The organism is Bacillus sp. JH7, assembly GCF_001563515.1.
Lineage (GTDB): Bacteria > Bacillota > Bacilli > Bacillales > Bacillaceae_G > Bacillus_A > Bacillus_A cereus.
In genome coordinates this window covers 215,763-233,164 of record NZ_LPUS01000011.1, presented here as the reverse complement: position 1 = coordinate 233,164, position 17,402 = coordinate 215,763, and the positions used below count along the sequence as shown (strand labels likewise).

The following is a 17,402-nucleotide window of genomic DNA, read 5'->3' as shown; positions in this document are numbered from 1 at the left end:
AACTTAAATCAAACACATACATGTTTTTTATCAACCAATACTCTTCCTATAGAACGATATCTTATATCACTATTTTGAGCATCTTCTATTGAGAAACAATTTCTACCATCATATATATTTACTTCTTTCATTTCATTTTTGAATATTTCTAGCGACATTGATTTTATTTCATCCCACTCTGTTAGGATAAATACAATATCAGTATCTTTAATAGCCTCAATGACTTCGCTCACATATTCTACTGTACCTGGTAAAACCCTCTTTGCATTATCCATTGCAATTGGATCATAGGCCTTTACATGAGCCCCCATTTTTATTAATTCTGGAACAATAACTAAAGATGCTGCCTCACGAATATCATCCGTATTTGGTTTGAAAGCCAATCCTAATATACCTACCTTTTTCCCATCCAAAGTACCAAAATCCTTTACTGCTTGGTCAAGTAGTCTACGTTGTTGTTTATTATTAAACTCAATTACTGCACTCAATAAACTGAAGTCATATTCTACATTTTCTGCAATTTTCTTAAGAGCCTTTGTATCTTTAGGGAAACAAGAACCACCGTATCCAATACCTGCTTTTAAAAATTGGTTACCCACACGACTATCTAGCCCCATTCCTACTGCTACTTTCTCAACATCTGCACCTACTTTTTCACATACGTTAGCAATTTCATTAATAAAGCTAATTTTTGTGGCTAAAAATGCATTGGATGCATATTTAATCATTTCTGCACTACAGATATCAGTCTCATAGATAGGAATGCCAAATGGTTCATTAACTTTGCGAATTATTGCCGATGCCTTTTCACAATCTGCTCCAATTACAATACGATCACCATTAAATATATCGTATACAGCTGAACCTTCACGAAGAAATTCTGGATTTGATACAACTTCAGCCTCAATATTAGATGGTAGGATTTCCTTTAGCTTATTCTTAATATGATGATTAGTCCCTACTGGTACTGTGCTCTTCGTTACTACAATAATATTCTTCTTAATATTTCGAGCAATTTGTTTAATAACCTGATTTACATATGTTAAATTTGCTGTTCCATCCTCATTTTCTGGAGTTCCTACTGCTATATAAATAACCTCTACTTCTTCAAATGCCATAGAATGGTCTGTAGTAAACTTTAAACGCCCTGCATCAATATTTTTTAACATTAAAGTGTCTAACCCTGGCTCATAGATGGGTGATTTTCCACTTCTCATTTGCTCTACTTTTTTCTCATTAGTATCTATACAAATAACATTGTGGCCAATCTCAGATAAACCCACACCTGTAACTAGCCCTACATAACCAGTTCCTACTACTGCTATATTCATATTAGTACATCTCCCTTGCAATCATTCTATTTCGAAAACAATTTAGAGCATACGCCATAAACTTTTCAAATAAACCCTATTTTGAATTACAAAAATATAAAAGAATGCTATCAAAAAGCATTCTTAGATCCAAATAACACCAGCACGGTCTTTAATATTAATTTAATATCTAACCCTAAACTACGATTTTTAATATATGTTAAATCTAATTCAACCATCTCTTTAAAACCGACACTATTTCTGTCCGTAACTTGCCAGAGTCCAGTACACCCAGGTGTTACTAATAACCTCTGTTTATCATAAGAAGTATATTCTTTTACTTCTCTTGGTAATGGGGGCCTAGGGCCTACTAAACTCATATCACCTTTTAGTACATTTAATAATTGTGGCAACTCATCTATACTCGTTTTACGAATAAATTTACCAATCTTCGTCACACGAGGATCATCTTTCATTTTAAACATTGCGCCCGAAACTTCATTATGCTGTAATAAATCTTTTAGTCGATCTTCTGCATCTGTTACCATTGAACGAAATTTGTACATCCCAAACTCCTTTTCGCTCTTTCCGATACGAACTTGCTTAAACAGAATAGGACCTCTTGGGTCTTCCAGTTTAATAAGCAATGCCACAATAAGAAAAATAGGTGAAAGGAGAATAAGACCAAACAAAGAAGCTAATATATCTATAAACCTTTTGATAAATAAATAAGTCCCATTCTGGTTGATTTCTTCAGCAACAAGCATTCTTTGTTCTTTTACAGTTCCACTTGATACTTTAATTAAGGCCAATGCCTTTTCACCTCACTTTAAATATGTACATTTTCTTTTTTTACAAGTTCATTCATATAACTCATTAATTCTTCTCTTAGGGATTCATGCTGAAGTGCCATCTCAATTGTCGTCTTAATAAATCCAAACTTCTCCCCAACATCATAACGAATCCCTTCAAAATCATAAGCAAATACACGCTGAATTTCATTTAAACGTTGAATCGCATCTGTTAATTGAATCTCACCGCCTGCACCTGTTTGTTGATTTTCAAGGAACATAAAGATTTCTGGTGTTAATACGTAACGACCCATAATGGCTAAATTGGATGGTGCTGTTCCTTGCGCTGGCTTCTCTACAAATTGACGTACTTGATAACGACGTTCATTTTGTTCAACTGGATCAATAATACCGTAACGATGTGTTTCATTTTCCGGAACCGTTTGTACACCAATAACGGATGATTGTGTTGCTTCATATTGATCCATTAATTGACGTAAACATGGTGTATTCGCTTGTACAATATCATCACCAAGTAATACTGCAAATGGCTCATTTCCAATAAATTTACGAGCACACCATACTGCATGTCCTAAACCTTTTGGTTCTTTTTGTCTTATGTAATGAATGTTAATTTTAGAAGAAGCTTGGACTTTCTCAAGCACCTCATACTTTCCTTTTTCTAAAAGGTTTTGCTCTAACTCAAAAGAATGATCAAAGTGATCTTCAATGGCACGTTTACCTTTTCCAGTAACAATAATAATATCTTCAATTCCTGATTCTATTGCTTCTTCCACTATGTATTGAATTGTCGGTTTATCGACGATTGGCAACATTTCTTTCGGCATCGCTTTTGTTGCTGGTAAAAATCTTGTCCCAAGACCAGCTGCTGGAATAATTGCTTTCCTTACTTTTTTCAAATCTAGTACCCCCAAAAACAAATTATTATATTTATATGTAACAATAACAAAAACCCTACCTATAAAGTCATAGTTATTACTACATAGGTAGAGTTTCTGTTACAAATAATTATGGGCATCTAACCCATCCTCACGTCATACTCCCGACGACAAGCGTCTAAGGTAGGTTCGAAATAAAAATTTCTACCCACAGCATGACCGAGTGCCCCCGTTGATAACGGTTAGGAGACATCACCAATTCTTTATTTAAAAAATACCGAACAATTTTTTACGACGAATTTGTTCTGGATCTTCTTTGTAAATTGCTTTCCCACTAATTAATAAGTACGGATTTTCTTTTAAATCACTCATAACATTCATTCCGAATTCTTTCTCAATTAGTTCATAACTTTCTGCTAAATGAAATCCTCTCGATGTCGTGTTGTGCGCATCTGATGCAATCATATGTGTTAAGTTATATTCCACAAGCTGTAGTGAGAATTTTTTAATTTTTTTACCAAAATTCCCTAGCAAACTCCCTGCTGTTACTTGCGTCAGTGCACCTTTATTAACAAGGTTATATAACTTATCTGGCCGCTCGATTAACTCGGCATTACGTTCTGGGTGAACAATAATTGGAATCATTCCCTTTACACGTAATTCGTATAATAATTGTTCGGCATAACGAGGTACGTGATTCGATGGAAATTCAATGAATATGTATTTATTTGTTTCATTTAGAGTAACGATTTTACCAGCTTCATAGTCTTCTAATAAATCGCCATATAACCTGACTTCTTGCCCAGGTAAAATAGTAAGCGGGATATTATGTTGTTGTAGTTCATCATTTAGTTGTTTTACGTGATGAATAATTGAGGTACGTTCATTTACATATTTTCCATTTTGATGATGCGGCGTTGCGACAATTGTATGTATTCCTTCTGACACGGCTTGTTGTGCCATCGCTAAACTATCTGTTACTGTCTGTGCACCGTCATCGATACCAGGTAAAATGTGACAATGTAAATCTATCATTTGTTTCATCCTCCCTCTCTCCTATAAAGATCTTTTTTCCCTTGAATATGAGAGATTTCTCATGTTCAAGGGAAAAAAGGAGATATGTTTCAACCATATCTCACTCTTTTAATTAGTTTACACCGTAATAATAATGTAAGCCTTCTTCACGTTCACGGTCGTTCAGAACAACACCTAACAATTTACCTTTTGCAGACTCCAATAATCCTTTTGCTTTTACTGCTGTTTCTTTCTCTGTTGATTCACTACGAACAACAAGAACAGAAGCATCACATACATTTGCCATAATTTGCGCATCGGTTACAGCTAAAATTGGTGGCATATCAAAAATAACTAGATCGTACATGCTGTATGCTTGTCCAAGAAGTTCTTTCATTGATTTTGAACCTAATAATTCTGCTGGATTTGGTGGGATTGGACCACATGCCAAAAAGTTCAGATTTTCTACAGATGTCGTTTGTACGCAGTTCTCTAAACGTTCACTATGTGTTAATACGTTCGTTAATCCGAAAATGTTATCTACTTGGAACATTTGATGCATTGCTGGTTTACGCATATCTGCATCAATTAATAATACTTTTTTTCCTTGTTGAGCAAACACAACTGCCATATTCGCTGTCGTTGTCGTTTTTCCTTCACTTGGGTTCGCAGATGTTACCATTAATGAATGTAAATTCGTATCAACAGCCGCAAACTCAATATTCGTTCGAATATTACGATATTGTTCTGAAATTGGTGATTTCGGTTGTTGATGAGCAATTAATTGACGACGTTGACGATGATTCTTTTTCTTTTTAAATAAATTAAGAGCCAATTGTTTGTCCCCTCACTTTTCTTGATGATGGAGCGTGTGATTTCACGTTCATTGTTTCTTCATCCATACGAGCTACAATACCTAACACTGGCAAGCCAAGTAAGTTCTCTACATCTTCTTCCTTTTTCACTGTGTTATCTAAGTATTCTAGTAAGAATGCAAGTCCAACTGAAGCTATTAAACCAACAATGAAAGCAATTACTACATTTAACATTGGGCGTGGTTTAATTGGCGATAATTCTTCTGATAACTCTGCCTTAGAAAGTACCGTAACATTATCCACACTCATAATCTTCGCAACTTCACCTTTAAACACTTCTGCAGTTGTGTTAGCAATGTCACGAGCTAATTTCGGATTTTTGTCTTGCGCAGTTACCGCTACGACTTGTGAATCTTTTTCATTAGCCACTTCGATTTTTTTGTTCAATTCTTGTGTTGTTATGTTTAAACCTAATTTTTCTTTCACTTGGTCCAAAATAACAGGGCTTTTTATAATAACCTTATATGTATTTGTTAATTGAATATTTGTTTGTACTTCATTGTACTGAATTGCTGTACCCTCTTGTTTCTTTTGGTTAACAAGAATTTGCGTCGAAGATTGATAGATTGGTGTCATAAAGAAAAAGCTAACGATAGCACTTACAATAGCTGCACCAAAGGCGATTACGAGGATCATTGCTAAACGTTTTTTTAAGATATGAAATAACTCTTTTAGACTAATTGTTTCTTCCATAGGTTCCTCCAACTTTCTAAAATTTACACATAGGAAAAATTATAACATATAAATCTTACATTTTTTATTTTTAATAATTCAGTTCTATATTTGTTCACAAGAAACAAGTTTAATCTTACAAAATAATCTTAAATATGACAACACATTCCAATCATTTCCCAAAATTTTTATTTTATCACGTTTTTATAATGTATAACTTGATAAATAATTATCAGAAAACAAAAAAGCCAACAAAATTTTTGTTGGCTTTTTCATATTTTAGTAATAACCATATTGTTCTTTTTCTTCTCTTTTATCGTTCAAAATAACACCTAGTAGTTTTCCTGATGCTTTATCTAATATTTGTTTCGCTTTTACGATTTTATCTTTTTCTGTCTTTTCACTTCGTACAACGAGTACGATTCCATCACATTTATTCGCAAGTATTTGTGCATCTGTAACCGCAAGGACAGGTGGTGTATCTATTAATATAATATCAAACATGTTATATGCTTCTAGCAACGCCTCGTCCATTGCCCGGCTCCCTAATAGTTCTGCTGGGTTTGGCGGGATTGGACCTGCTGCCATTAAGTATACGTTCTCTATATCTGTTTTTTGAATGCATTGCATAAGTTTTGCTTGTCCTGATAATAAGTTTGTTAATCCATTTGAACTATGAATAGCAAATAAGTTTTGTATCGTCGGCTTCCGCAAGTCAGCTCCAATTAATAAAACTTTCTTTCCTTGTTGTCCGAAAACAACTGCTAAGTTTGAGATTGTCGTTGTTTTCCCATCACCTGGATCGGCTGAAGTAACAATAATAGAACGAACATGATTATCTACAGATGTAAACTCAATGTTTGTACGAATGTTACGGTATTGTTCTGTAATACGCGATTTAGGCTCTTTATGTGTAATTAATTGTCGTAATGGTTTTCTTTTCTTTCTCCCGAACATATTCATAATCTCCTTTTGTGAAATGCGACATTTCCCTTTTCTCTCTCTTATGCTCGATTTCATACGTCTAATTAATATTCTTGCTGATTTCCCTACATTTCATCATAATCAATAACATTCTACTTTGTCTTATTTAAGTACCTTAACAATATGACAATGCCCTTATTTCTTTATTACCTTTATCACTTATCCTGTTTTCTAGATAAACAATAAAGTAAGTATATGGTAATTACCATCTATTTACAAGTAATTTTCTGATTAGTTTGTATATTATCGTTTCATCGTTATATAGCAGAAATTAAAAAAATCTCCTTGTCTTTTTACAAGGAGATTTTTTAGTACTATCTATTCTTTTTTATCACCAATCGCAAATGTAATTTCTGCCTCACATGCAACTTCACCATCTACTGTTGCGATTGCTTTTCCTTTTCCAATCGGGCCGCGTACGCGTGTCATTTCTACTTCTAGACGAAGCTGATCACCTGGGCGTACTTGTTTTTTGAAACGGCAATTGTCGATACCTGCAAAGAAAGCAAGTCTTCCGCGGTTTTCTTCTTTCTTTAATACTGCAACTGCTCCTACTTGCGCTAATGCTTCTACAATAAGTACACCAGGCATAACTGCATAGTCAGGGAAGTGTCCATTAAAGAATTCTTCGTTTGCGGATACATTTTTAATCCCAACCGCTCTTTTTCCTTCATCTACTTCTAATATTTTATCAACAAGTAAAAATGGATAGCGGTGAGGAATGATTTCTTTAATTTGTTCTATATTTAGCATGTAACAATCGCCCCTTTTGTAATATTGGTCTTACCACTTGGACATATTGCTATTATCCCATTTTGTTTATTGTTTGTCATTACAAAGTAACATTTTATATTTAGCACAATTTCCTAAAAAAAATGCACACACTCTATTCCATTAAAATAGTTGCACATTTTTGCAACTGACACGGAGGTGGAAAAGAGTGTATGCCCAAATTAGGGAAAGGCAATATGTATTGAAACATTATTTGCCTTAATGTCGTATTCGACTCATTATATTATAAACGTTTTCAATTAAGGAAATATTAAATTTAACCATATATATGAATATTTTACCTGTTTCCTTCATATTTCTCTATTTTCCTTCCATTTTCGCAAAAAAACAAAATAAAAAAATATAAAAACGAAAAAAGAACTAAGGCATTAGCCTTAGTTCTTTCAAATTATCTCAAAGCACGCTTTGGTAATCTGTCGATATTCTCTAACATAATACCTGTACCAACCGCAACGCAGTGCATTGGGTTTTCAGCAATTAATACTGGTACTTTTAGTTCTTCTGCTAGAAGCATGTCGATACCGTGTAGTAAAGCTCCACCGCCTGTTAGAATAACACCGCGGTCGATGATATCTGCAGATAGTTCTGGTGGTGTGCGCTCTAATACGCCTTTTGCAGCTTGTACAATAACAGCTGCATTTTCTTTTAATGCTTCTGTAATTTCTTCAGAGCATACTGTAATTGTACGTGGTAAGCCTGTTACCATGTCACGTCCGCGAATTTCAAGTTCTTCGCTACGTGCACCTGGGAATACTGTACCAACTTTAATTTTAATATCTTCTGAAGTACGTTCTCCAATTAATAGCTTATACTTACGTTTAATATAGTTTAAGATCTCCATATCAAACTTATCGCCAGCCATTTTGATAGAGGAAGAGGTAACAATATCACCCATAGATAGTACAGCGATATCTGTTGTACCTCCACCAATATCAACAACCATGTTACCGCTTGGTTGGAAGATTTCCATACCAGCACCAACTGCGGCTACTTTTGGTTCTTCTTCTAAAAATACTGTTTTACCACCTGAACGTTCAGCAGCTTCACGAATTGCTTTTTGTTCTACTGATGTAATATTTGTTGGACAACAAATTAAAATACGAGGTTTTGAAAAGAAGCTCTTTACGTCCAATTTGTTAATGAAATACTTTAACATTGCTTCTGTAATTTCGAAATCTGCGATTACACCATCTTTAAGTGGACGAATTGCTACAATATTACCAGGCGTACGTCCCACCATGCTTCTCGCTTCTTCACCTACTGCTAATACTTTACCACTATTACGATCAATCGCCACAACAGATGGCTCATTTAATACAATACCCTTACCTTTAACATGAATTAATACGTTAGCCGTACCTAGGTCAATTCCGATATCTCGCGCAAACATTCCCGTTTTTTCCTCCTCGATATTCAAAATCAGGTTACACCCGAATTCTTTTCACCTAATTTCTGATTTTATCATAAATTTAACAGAAACGTAATATTCGCAAAAAGAATTCTTCTGAAAAATATTACCGAATGTGAACGGAATGTTTGCTACTGTAACATTATTGACGTACAGGCTTCTCTACATCTTCTTTTCTATACTTTTGTTTTGTTGCTTCTCCCCCTCTTAAATGACGAATAGACTTATGATAATCAAGAATTTCTTTCACTTCATTTGCGAGCTCTGGATTAATTTCTGGTAGACGTTCTGTTAAATCTTTATGGACTGTACTCTTTGATACCCCAAATTCCTTTGCAATGACACGCACTGTCTTTCTTGTCTCCACGATATACTTACCAATCTTGATAGTTCTCTCTTTGATGTAATCGTGCACACCACTCGCCTCCCTAATTTGGATGTGAGAAGGGTGAAATGAGCCTCGCTGCATACGACTAAGAAGTAAGTGTGAGTGCTGTTTGTAAGCGTTAAACATTCTTGGATTTATAATGAAATGATTCACGATTTCTCACCTCAAACACTCTCTTTGCTTTGGTTTATACCATTGTATTGCCCGCACTACTGATATATGCTACATGTTCACTATTTTTGCGGACTAAGTTAAGAAAAATTACGTTTTTTTGTGAGAAATACGTTAAAACTGACTATTATAGCGAAAAAAATGACACCTTATATATAAGGTGTCATTCTTCTCGTTCCAATTCTTCTTCTAACAATTGATGGTGGGGAACCTCTTTCTTACCGGCAATGTAATAATATAAAGTGAATAAAACAAACAATAAAATAATAGCAGTCGACAGAACAAACAAAAATGACACAGTATCCCCTCCCTTTTGTAATATATATTCGAGAATCTCGTCATTTTTCCTTGTTATTGCAACTTTTTTCTCGAAATTGAGTATTTTTATATAAAAATAAAAAAATCAGCTCCCCTAGTGGGAACTGATTTTTTCTCTTCATTATTCTTGTGAAGAAGAATCGTTAGATGATTCTGTAGAACCATTTGTTGATTTTTCTTCTTTCTTCGGTTCTTCTTTTTTGTCACTAGTTGAACCGCTTGTTGATTTCTCTTCTTTTTGAGACTTGTCTTCTGTTTTACTTTCAGGTTTCGTGCTCGTTGACTTCTCTTCTTTTTGAGATTTGTCATCAGCTTTTTTACCAGAAGCATTCGTAGCCTTTGCAGCACCTGCATCAGCTTTAATTTCTGTTACTGATTTATTTAAGTAACGTTCAGGGTTCACAGCCACATTGTCTTTACGTACTTCAAAGTGAACGTGAGAGCCTGCCTCTTTATTCATTGCACTTAGACCGGATGTTCCTAATACTTCACCTTGTGCAACTCTTGCACCTTTTTCTACTTTCACACTGCCTAAGCTTTGATAAGATACCGCTACACCATTTCCACTATCAACTGTTACAACATAACCAAGAAGTGAATCTTTTTCAGCTTTCGTTACTGTACCACTTAAAGCAGCAGCAACATTGAATTCTTTTCCATTCTTCGCAGCAATGTCAATTCCTTTGTTCGGGGAATATGTGTTGTTATAAAAGACAAGTGCTTTTTCTTGTTCCGCCTCAGTTGCTGCATCTTCATAGAATTTCTTCTGTACGACTACTTCCGCATTCGCGGCAGCTGGCATTTTCACTACTTCTGAAGATTTTGTTACTGGTACTGCTGGATCTTCCGATTGTGTATACGGTGTTGCTTGATCGTGGTTTGGAGTCTTCTTCGGATTAGCTCCTTGGAACCATAGCGCAACCATTAAGATTACCGCTGCACAAGCAATGTATAGTGCCGGAAACACCCATCTTTTTTGAAATAAATGTACTACCTTTTGCGACTTTTTATTATTTCTTCCTCGCATTCCATCATCACCTCAGCAATCATTTTGAACAATATTCACGTATCCTATACAACGTATAACTAATTACTTTTCGACAAAATCTGTAAAAATATGTATAAGAATTGTAAAATTTCCGAGGAAATGATAGAAAAAAGAAAAAACTGAGCGTTTCGGCTCAGTTTTTAGTCTAATTGTTTCTTTTTATATACGATTAAACATACAAAGAGCGATATAATAAGCCAAACTGCAACATTTAATACATGCCCACTAATACTACCAAATCCCGCCCCACCTACTAAACTGTTAAGTGCTTTCACAATATGAGATGTTGGAAGATATCCAATCATCGTCTTAATTACTTTATTTTCAACCATTGGCTCAAACTGTACAGCCAAATACATCGTCATTAATATCGGCATTCCAATTATTGATGTTTGTGGTACAGATGCAGCTAACAATCCAATCATTGTTCCAATCACAATAAATAAAATTGTTCCACATAAGAAAATAAATCCTAGCAATAATAGATTTCCACTGAATTGATCCAAAATAAATAAGTTCACAATACAAATGCCCAATGTCAAACATGCTGTTAATATACTTTTTCCAAGTAGAACTTCAACCGAAGATGCCGGTGATAGCATTAATACACGCAATGTATGTTTTTCTTTTTCTTCTGCAATTACCATAGATTGAACAAAGCCTGCGACAAATAGGAAGGCCGTTATAGTAGTAATGCCTAACATTTCCTTTCCCGCTCCAAATCTGCTAAACAAAAATGAAAGTATAATTGGTAAAAATGCCATTAACAACACTTGTGAATTTGTCTTAAAATCTTGTACTTCTTTTCTAAAAATAGCTGATACACGTCTCATTGAAAATGTCATTATAATCCCCTCCCAGTAACTTCAATAAAAATATCGCCTAAAGTTGGTTCGTGTGAATGAATGGATAGTAATTCTCCTTTGTTCATCCATTCTGAAATACGTTTTGCACCTAATTCATCTTTTTGTACCGTTTCTTTCTTCTTATCCTTTAACACGACTTGTATTTGATCTTTCGCGTATTGTAAGCGAAGGTTCTCCGGTGTATCGAGTGCTACAATCTCTCCGCCACACAGGAAGGCAATGCGGTTACAAAGCGTTTCTGCTTCGTCCATGTTGTGAGTCGTTAAGAAAATCGTCGTTCCTTCTTTATTTAAGTCTTTTAAGATTTTATGAATGTTTTGTACGTTTACTGGATCAAGTGCAGATGTTGGTTCGTCTAAGAAGAGGATATCTGGTTTATGAAGGATTGCTCTTGCTAGTGTGACGCGTTGCTTCATTCCCTTTGATAATTTTTTTACTGGTGTTTTTTTATCATCTAATAAATTCACTTGTGCTAGTACTTCATCGATTCGTTCTTTTTTGCAATCGTATAAGTCACAAAATAATAGTAAGTTATCATAAATGCTAAGTCTTTCATATAAGCCGCTGTTATCTGTTAAAATACCAATTCGTTTGTAATCGATGCTACTTGGTCCTGTAATATCTTTCCCTAATACTCTTACCGTTCCAACACTATGAAGCAATTGAGAAGTTAAAATTTTTACTGTTGTCGTCTTACCAGATCCACTCGGTCCAAGGAATCCGAATATCTCTCCTTGCTTCACCTCAATATTTACATTTCGAAGTGCCGTTTTTCCACTGAAACTTTTCATTACATCTTTCATTTCAATTGCCAATGTCATTTCTTCATCCCCTTTGTTTTTCTTCTTTATAGATGAAAGTCGCTTTAGCGCTTTTCGTTCGTTTGTTTCGCTTTTCTTGACTCAATCATATGAAAAACAAAGGATAGGCGCATTAAAATACCGGTAAAAGGAGTATTTTTACCGGTGAATGAATCGCATGTTGAGCTTATTGGAGCACTTTTATAGTCCAATAACACCTTTTAATTCATCCATTCGTCCTTTTGAAAGCGGGATTGAACTTTTTCTTTCGTCGTCTAAAATTAAGCTAAAACTGTTACGAGTCCAAGTAATCACTTCTCGCACTCTTTGTAAATTCACAAGGTACGAGCGATGACATCTAAAGAAACCAAAACCTGTTAACCTTGCTTCTAGTTCACCTAATGTTAAAGCGCATACGAAATCTCCTTCACGAACGTGAATATGTGTTACTCCGTTTTGTGTTTCAATGAAATGGATTTCCATCGGATCAAGTAAAATGATTTTATCGTTCACTTTCGCAGGTATTCTTTCTAACTTCATTTGAGGAATTATTTGAACGACCTTCTCTTCATCGACTTCTTCTGCTTCCTCTTGTTCAATTTCTACTTTTTTCACACCATCGTTGTTTAATATGTATACATCCTCTGTTAACGAAAGGGCATCCGATAGGAAAGATGACGTAATAAAGATTGCCTTTCCTTGCTCTTTCATTTTCATAATTGCTTTTCGAATAATAATCGTACTCTCTATATCTACATTTTGCTCTGGCTCTTCCAAAATGACTAAATCTGGATGATGAATCATAATTCGTCCTATATGAAGACGGCGCTTCTCTGAAAATGACAATTTTTCTATTTTAACGTTTAGTTTATCTAGGAGACCAACATACTGTACGACTTCTTCTATACTTACCTTTGATTCATAAAGTCCTAATAGAAACTTAAAGTATTCCTTCACCTTCAAACGATCATATGCTTCATCTTTCAAAAAACAAAAACCGATGCGAGAATAATTTTTCTTTCCAATTGCTTCCCCTTCAAACAGTACGTTGCCAGTTGAAGCTTCTTCTTCACCAATAATAATGCGGTGTAACACTTTAGCTGTATGATTATTGCATTGCAAAACAATACATTGTCCTTTTTCAACCTTTAGCTCAATTTCCGGTAACTGGTTCGTCTTCCCTAACTGTTTCAACTCTAGTAACGCCATTTCATCTCCCCCAAATGCCTTTTTATCCTATTATATCAAACAGTTAATGGAAAATTATGATATTTTAAACAGAAAAAAATAGGTGCCAGAGTTCTGACACCTATTTCTTCACCATCAGTTTTCCTTCATAATCATTCATCGTCTTTATTTCAACGCCTTTATAGTAATGAGCGACGATATCTGTATATTTCTTTCCTTCCGCTGCCATGCCGTTCGCCCCGTATTGACTCATACCAACGCCGTGACCGAAGCCTTTCGTTGTAACGATGATTTTATCTCCTTGTTGTTTCCACGTGAAATCAGAAGAACGTAAATCTAACTTTTCACGAACTTCTTTTCCTGTTAATGTTTTTCCTTGAAAAGCTACATCCTTTACGCGCTTTCCTTCCGTAAGGTCTTTAATATTTCCAACCTTCCCGTCTGCTAGCACTTTCACACCGAGACGTTTTTGAAAATCAGCTACTGTAAATGTTTGCTCGCTCGTAAACTTTGGAGAGGCTTGATCCCACGGACTATCTACACTTTTCAAGTACGGATAATCATTTCCCCAATAGTCAGCTGCATTTTCTGTTCGGCCATTACTCGTTGAAAAGAAGGATGCTGAAATTGGTTTTCCATCATACGTTAAAACTTGTCCTGCTGTTTTCGAAACGGCTTCTTCGATTTTCTTCAAATTATTTTCGTAGTTATTGCCCCATTGCTTCTTCAATTCATCTTTGCCTTTGTACACTTGATCTTTCACCGTATCTGTCACGTCCGCATTATTTTTCTTTCCTCCGCTTAGCATACGTTGTACTACAAATGTTCTCGCTGCTAATGCCTGCGCCTTTAGTGCCTCTATTTCAAAACTGGCATTCATCTCAGAAGCTACTACACCTGTCACATACTCCTCCACTGGTAATGTTTCTACCTTCTTCTGTTTTTCGCGATATACAGCAACTTGAACAGCTGTATCTACTTTTCCTGGAGTTGGTATACTTTCTATCGCTGGAGGAGTTTTAGAGGCCGTTTCTTCCCCTACTTTTGCTTTCGCAAATGGAATAACAAGGGCTGCAGGTACAATGATAACGAGCGCTATTAAGAGCGCTACTGTAATAAAAAGTGGCTTTGAAAATTTCATCCTATTTTCCCCCAATATAAAAGCTTTACTCCATTCATTCTTATGGAACAACTCTTTCTTTTAGAACATACTTAAGGGGAAGAGTATAAAACAGAAATTTTCTAAATATTTTTACTGGTACGTGCATAAGTACAGAATTTATTGACTATAACAGTAATAACCCAAAAAAATAGCCCCTATGTCAAAAGACATAGAGACTATTTCAATTAAGCGTGAAGATCAGAAACTTCTTGTTCTTTCACTTCTTCTACTTTTTCGTTTACACGTTCAATAGTTGCACCTAATGCAGCTAATTTCTTATGGAAGTTTACATAGCCACGGTCAAGATGTTTTAACTCAGTTACACGAGTATAACCTTCTGATACTAAACCAGCTAAGATTAATGCAGCTGCAGCACGTAAGTCAGTTGCTGCTACTTCAGCACCTTGTAAGCTGTTTGGACCGTTCATAATAACAGAACGACCTTCAATTTTAATATCAGCATTCATACGACGGAATTCTTCAACGTGCATAAAGCGGTTTTCGAATACCGTTTCTGTAATCATGCTTGTTCCATCAGCTTGTAGTAATAATGCCATCATTTGTGATTGCATGTCTGTTGGGAAACCTGGGTGAGGCATAGTTTTAATATCAACCGCTTTTAACTTATCTGGGCCGATAACACGTACACCTTCGTTTTCCTCAATAATTTTAACACCCATTTCTTCCATTTTCGCTGTAATTGAGCGTAAATGTTCAGGTACAGCATTTTCAATTAAGATGTCTCCACCAGTAATTGCTGCTGCAACCATGAATGTTCCCGCTTCAATACGGTCAGGAATAATAGAGTGGTTTGCACCATATAATTTATCAACGCCTTCGATACGAATCGTTCCAGTTCCAGCTCCGCGTACTTTTGCTCCCATCGCATTTAAGAAGTTAGCTAAGTCAACGATTTCTGGTTCTTTCGCTGCGTTTTCAAGAATTGTTGTCCCTTTTGCTAATGTAGCTGCAGACATAATGTTTTCTGTCGCGCCTACGCTTGGGAAGTCTAAGTAGATTTTAGCTCCTTTTAGTTCTCCCTCAACATATGCCTCAACAAAACCGTTACCAACCTGTACTTTTGCTCCCATTGCTTCGAAGCCTTTTAAATGTTGGTCAATTGGACGTGAACCAATTGCACATCCACCAGGAAGTGCAATACGAGCACGACCGTTACGTGCTAATAATGGTCCCATTACTTGAACAGATGCACGCATTTTACGTACATATTCAAATGGTGCTTCAATGTTTAGTTCTTTAGAAGAATCGATTGTTACTTGATTATTTTCAAATACGACTTCAGCATTTAAATGACGTAATACCTCATTAATTGTGTATACATCAGACAAAACTGGTACTTCAGATAGTACATTCTTTCCATCACTCGCTAATAGGGCTGCAGCGATTATAGGTAATACAGCATTTTTTGCGCCCTCAACACGCACTGTGCCGTTTAACCGCTTTCCGCCACGGACGATGATCTTTTCCAAATTATTCCCCTCCGTGTCCTTTTTTCAGTATCTATTCACTCAATACTCAGAAGTTATGATCGGTGTGCCAACCACAATTGTATCTTTGTTGTCTGTAGAACGTATTGCTATTTGCACATTTATTTTCTCTCTATTTGTTGAAAGAGCGTCATCCCACTTTTTATTGTATGCGGAGACTGACACAAATGCTCTTTCTTCTACTTGTTCGATCGCTCTTGCTGAAAGATCTTTCAAAACCTGATTGGTTTTATTTTGCAAAACACCTTCAATCTTATCATTCAGTACACCTTGAACACAAGTGTAAATTATAGGTTTTTCACTAAAAATTTTATTCATGTTTTGAACATACTTCGGGTCCCATTTCGCCCCACTTACTTCAAAGATAATGAAAGTGTTTTCTTTAGTATTTTCTTTACTCCAAGTTACTACTACTCGTTCTTCATAAGAAGAAAGCTTTTTATAGGATGTAGCTTTATATCCATCTGGAGATTGCTCTACTTCCCACTTTTGAATATTTGCCTTTTCCTTCACATCGTTTAACAACTTTTGAAACGTATGTATGTTAGAAATTGTTTTTGTTTCTCTCGCTAACCATGACCATTTTTCTACTTTAGCATCATTTTTCTCTAAAGCCTTGATCATGCTCTCCATTTTCTGTTCATCGCTTATCGGTTTCATCTCTCTATATCCAACCAAAAATAAAACAACACTAAGTGCAACAATAAGAATGGCTTTAAGCTTCAATTTCATCCCCTCCTATCCCCATTGTTAACGGAGATTTGAGGTTCTATACACTTACTTTACTAAATACGTTAAACTCTTCGAATAGCCTAAATAATCAAGGAAAAAGTTACTTACAGATGTCCCAATTGCAATTGTAATTAAGATGAGTAATACTCGCGTCTGCAGCACTTTTCCGGACTTCATTAAACGCTCAATGTGAATGCCTTGTAAGGCCCACCACGTAATGGTAATAAACAATAAATGCGAAACAATGGCAATCAGTGCTTGTTGCCCTAAAAGTTGTGCCAAAAAATCGACCCCTTTTTACTCAGCTACTACTTATGAAAGAATATAAAAACGATACCATAATAAGTAGGAGCTACACTTTTTCAAATGCACATAGACATCTTACATTTTACATCGTGATTTTCTTTCCAAAAACGTATATCTACATTACAAGTTAACACAAAATAAAAAGCGCAGAGTACTGACTCCACACCTTT

At 35.5% G+C, this 17,402-nt stretch carries 19 protein-coding genes; all 19 read right to left on the bottom strand.

The window, feature by feature from the left end; genetic code table 11:
- Positions 1 to 8: 8 nt before the first annotated feature.
- The 19 genes from AU379_RS18535 to AU379_RS18445 all read right to left on the bottom strand — a co-directional run bounded on the left by AU379_RS18535 (position 9) and on the right by AU379_RS18445 (position 17,208).
- Positions 9 to 1,331, bottom strand: coding sequence for a UDP-glucose/GDP-mannose dehydrogenase family protein (locus AU379_RS18535; RefSeq protein ID WP_061139599.1), 1,323 nt, complete (start codon positions 1,329 to 1,331; stop codon positions 9 to 11).
- A 110-nt stretch (positions 1,332 to 1,441) separates the two neighbouring features.
- Complete coding sequence (locus tag AU379_RS18530; RefSeq protein WP_061139598.1) at positions 1,442 to 2,122, bottom strand: sugar transferase; 681 nt, start codon at positions 2,120 to 2,122, stop codon at positions 1,442 to 1,444.
- A gap of 17 nt (positions 2,123 to 2,139) precedes the next feature.
- Positions 2,140 to 3,021 (bottom strand): UTP--glucose-1-phosphate uridylyltransferase BpsC, encoded by an 882-nt coding sequence (gene bpsC / locus AU379_RS18525; RefSeq protein ID WP_061139597.1) that lies wholly within the window; start codon positions 3,019 to 3,021, stop codon positions 2,140 to 2,142.
- Between the two features lie 246 nt (positions 3,022 to 3,267).
- Positions 3,268 to 4,035, bottom strand: a complete 768-nt coding sequence (locus AU379_RS18520) for a CpsB/CapC family capsule biosynthesis tyrosine phosphatase (protein WP_061139668.1) — start codon at positions 4,033 to 4,035, stop codon at positions 3,268 to 3,270.
- Between the two features lie 112 nt (positions 4,036 to 4,147).
- A complete protein-coding gene (locus AU379_RS18515) occupies positions 4,148 to 4,849 on the bottom strand; it encodes a CpsD/CapB family tyrosine-protein kinase (RefSeq protein ID WP_061139596.1) in 702 nt (233 codons plus the stop codon).
- Entirely contained in the window at positions 4,839 to 5,582 is a 744-nt protein-coding gene (locus AU379_RS18510) for a Wzz/FepE/Etk N-terminal domain-containing protein (protein ID WP_061139595.1), read from the bottom strand. The genes AU379_RS18515 and AU379_RS18510 overlap by 11 nt, the downstream gene beginning before the upstream one ends.
- A 258-nt stretch (positions 5,583 to 5,840) precedes the next feature.
- Positions 5,841 to 6,518: a CpsD/CapB family tyrosine-protein kinase gene (locus tag AU379_RS18505; protein ID WP_061139594.1), complete on the bottom strand. Its 678-nt coding sequence runs from the start codon at positions 6,516 to 6,518 to the stop codon at positions 5,841 to 5,843.
- 345 nt (positions 6,519 to 6,863) lie between these two features.
- A complete protein-coding gene (gene fabZ, locus AU379_RS18500; RefSeq protein WP_000931959.1) occupies positions 6,864 to 7,298 on the bottom strand; it encodes a 3-hydroxyacyl-ACP dehydratase FabZ in 435 nt (144 codons plus the stop codon).
- A 427-nt stretch (positions 7,299 to 7,725) separates the two neighbouring features.
- Complete coding sequence (locus tag AU379_RS18495; RefSeq protein WP_000457978.1) at positions 7,726 to 8,727, bottom strand: rod shape-determining protein; 1,002 nt, start codon at positions 8,725 to 8,727, stop codon at positions 7,726 to 7,728.
- A gap of 160 nt (positions 8,728 to 8,887) precedes the next feature.
- Positions 8,888 to 9,160 (bottom strand): sporulation transcriptional regulator SpoIIID, encoded by a 273-nt coding sequence (gene spoIIID, locus AU379_RS18490; RefSeq protein WP_000544012.1) that lies wholly within the window; start codon positions 9,158 to 9,160, stop codon positions 8,888 to 8,890.
- Between the two features lie 307 nt (positions 9,161 to 9,467).
- Complete coding sequence (locus AU379_RS18485; RefSeq protein WP_000008903.1) at positions 9,468 to 9,602, bottom strand: hypothetical protein; 135 nt, start codon at positions 9,600 to 9,602, stop codon at positions 9,468 to 9,470.
- Between the two features lie 141 nt (positions 9,603 to 9,743).
- Positions 9,744 to 10,649 carry a M23 family metallopeptidase gene (locus tag AU379_RS18480; protein WP_001214926.1) on the bottom strand — a complete coding sequence of 302 codons (906 nt, stop codon included), beginning with the start codon at positions 10,647 to 10,649 and terminating at the stop codon, positions 9,744 to 9,746.
- Between the two features lie 161 nt (positions 10,650 to 10,810).
- Entirely contained in the window at positions 10,811 to 11,515 is a 705-nt protein-coding gene (locus tag AU379_RS18475) for an ABC transporter permease (protein ID WP_000144441.1), read from the bottom strand.
- Positions 11,515 to 12,357 carry an ABC transporter ATP-binding protein gene (locus AU379_RS18470; protein WP_000170864.1) on the bottom strand — a complete coding sequence of 281 codons (843 nt, stop codon included), beginning with the start codon at positions 12,355 to 12,357 and terminating at the stop codon, positions 11,515 to 11,517. Before AU379_RS18470 ends, AU379_RS18475 begins: the two co-directional genes overlap by 1 nt.
- A 180-nt stretch (positions 12,358 to 12,537) precedes the next feature.
- Complete coding sequence (locus AU379_RS18465; protein WP_001185959.1) at positions 12,538 to 13,545, bottom strand: LytTR family transcriptional regulator DNA-binding domain-containing protein; 1,008 nt, start codon at positions 13,543 to 13,545, stop codon at positions 12,538 to 12,540.
- Positions 13,546 to 13,645: 100 nt separating this feature from the next.
- A complete protein-coding gene (gene spoIID, locus AU379_RS18460) occupies positions 13,646 to 14,665 on the bottom strand; it encodes a stage II sporulation protein D (protein WP_061139593.1) in 1,020 nt (339 codons plus the stop codon).
- 206 nt (positions 14,666 to 14,871) lie between these two features.
- Positions 14,872 to 16,176: a UDP-N-acetylglucosamine 1-carboxyvinyltransferase gene (murA, locus tag AU379_RS18455; protein ID WP_000411274.1), complete on the bottom strand. Its 1,305-nt coding sequence runs from the start codon at positions 16,174 to 16,176 to the stop codon at positions 14,872 to 14,874.
- A gap of 39 nt (positions 16,177 to 16,215) precedes the next feature.
- Complete coding sequence (locus AU379_RS18450) at positions 16,216 to 16,926, bottom strand: YwmB family TATA-box binding protein (protein ID WP_002005985.1); 711 nt, start codon at positions 16,924 to 16,926, stop codon at positions 16,216 to 16,218.
- 45 nt (positions 16,927 to 16,971) lie between these two features.
- Positions 16,972 to 17,208 carry a DUF1146 family protein gene (locus AU379_RS18445; protein WP_000057889.1) on the bottom strand — a complete coding sequence of 79 codons (237 nt, stop codon included), beginning with the start codon at positions 17,206 to 17,208 and terminating at the stop codon, positions 16,972 to 16,974.
- Positions 17,209 to 17,402 lie beyond the last annotated feature (194 nt).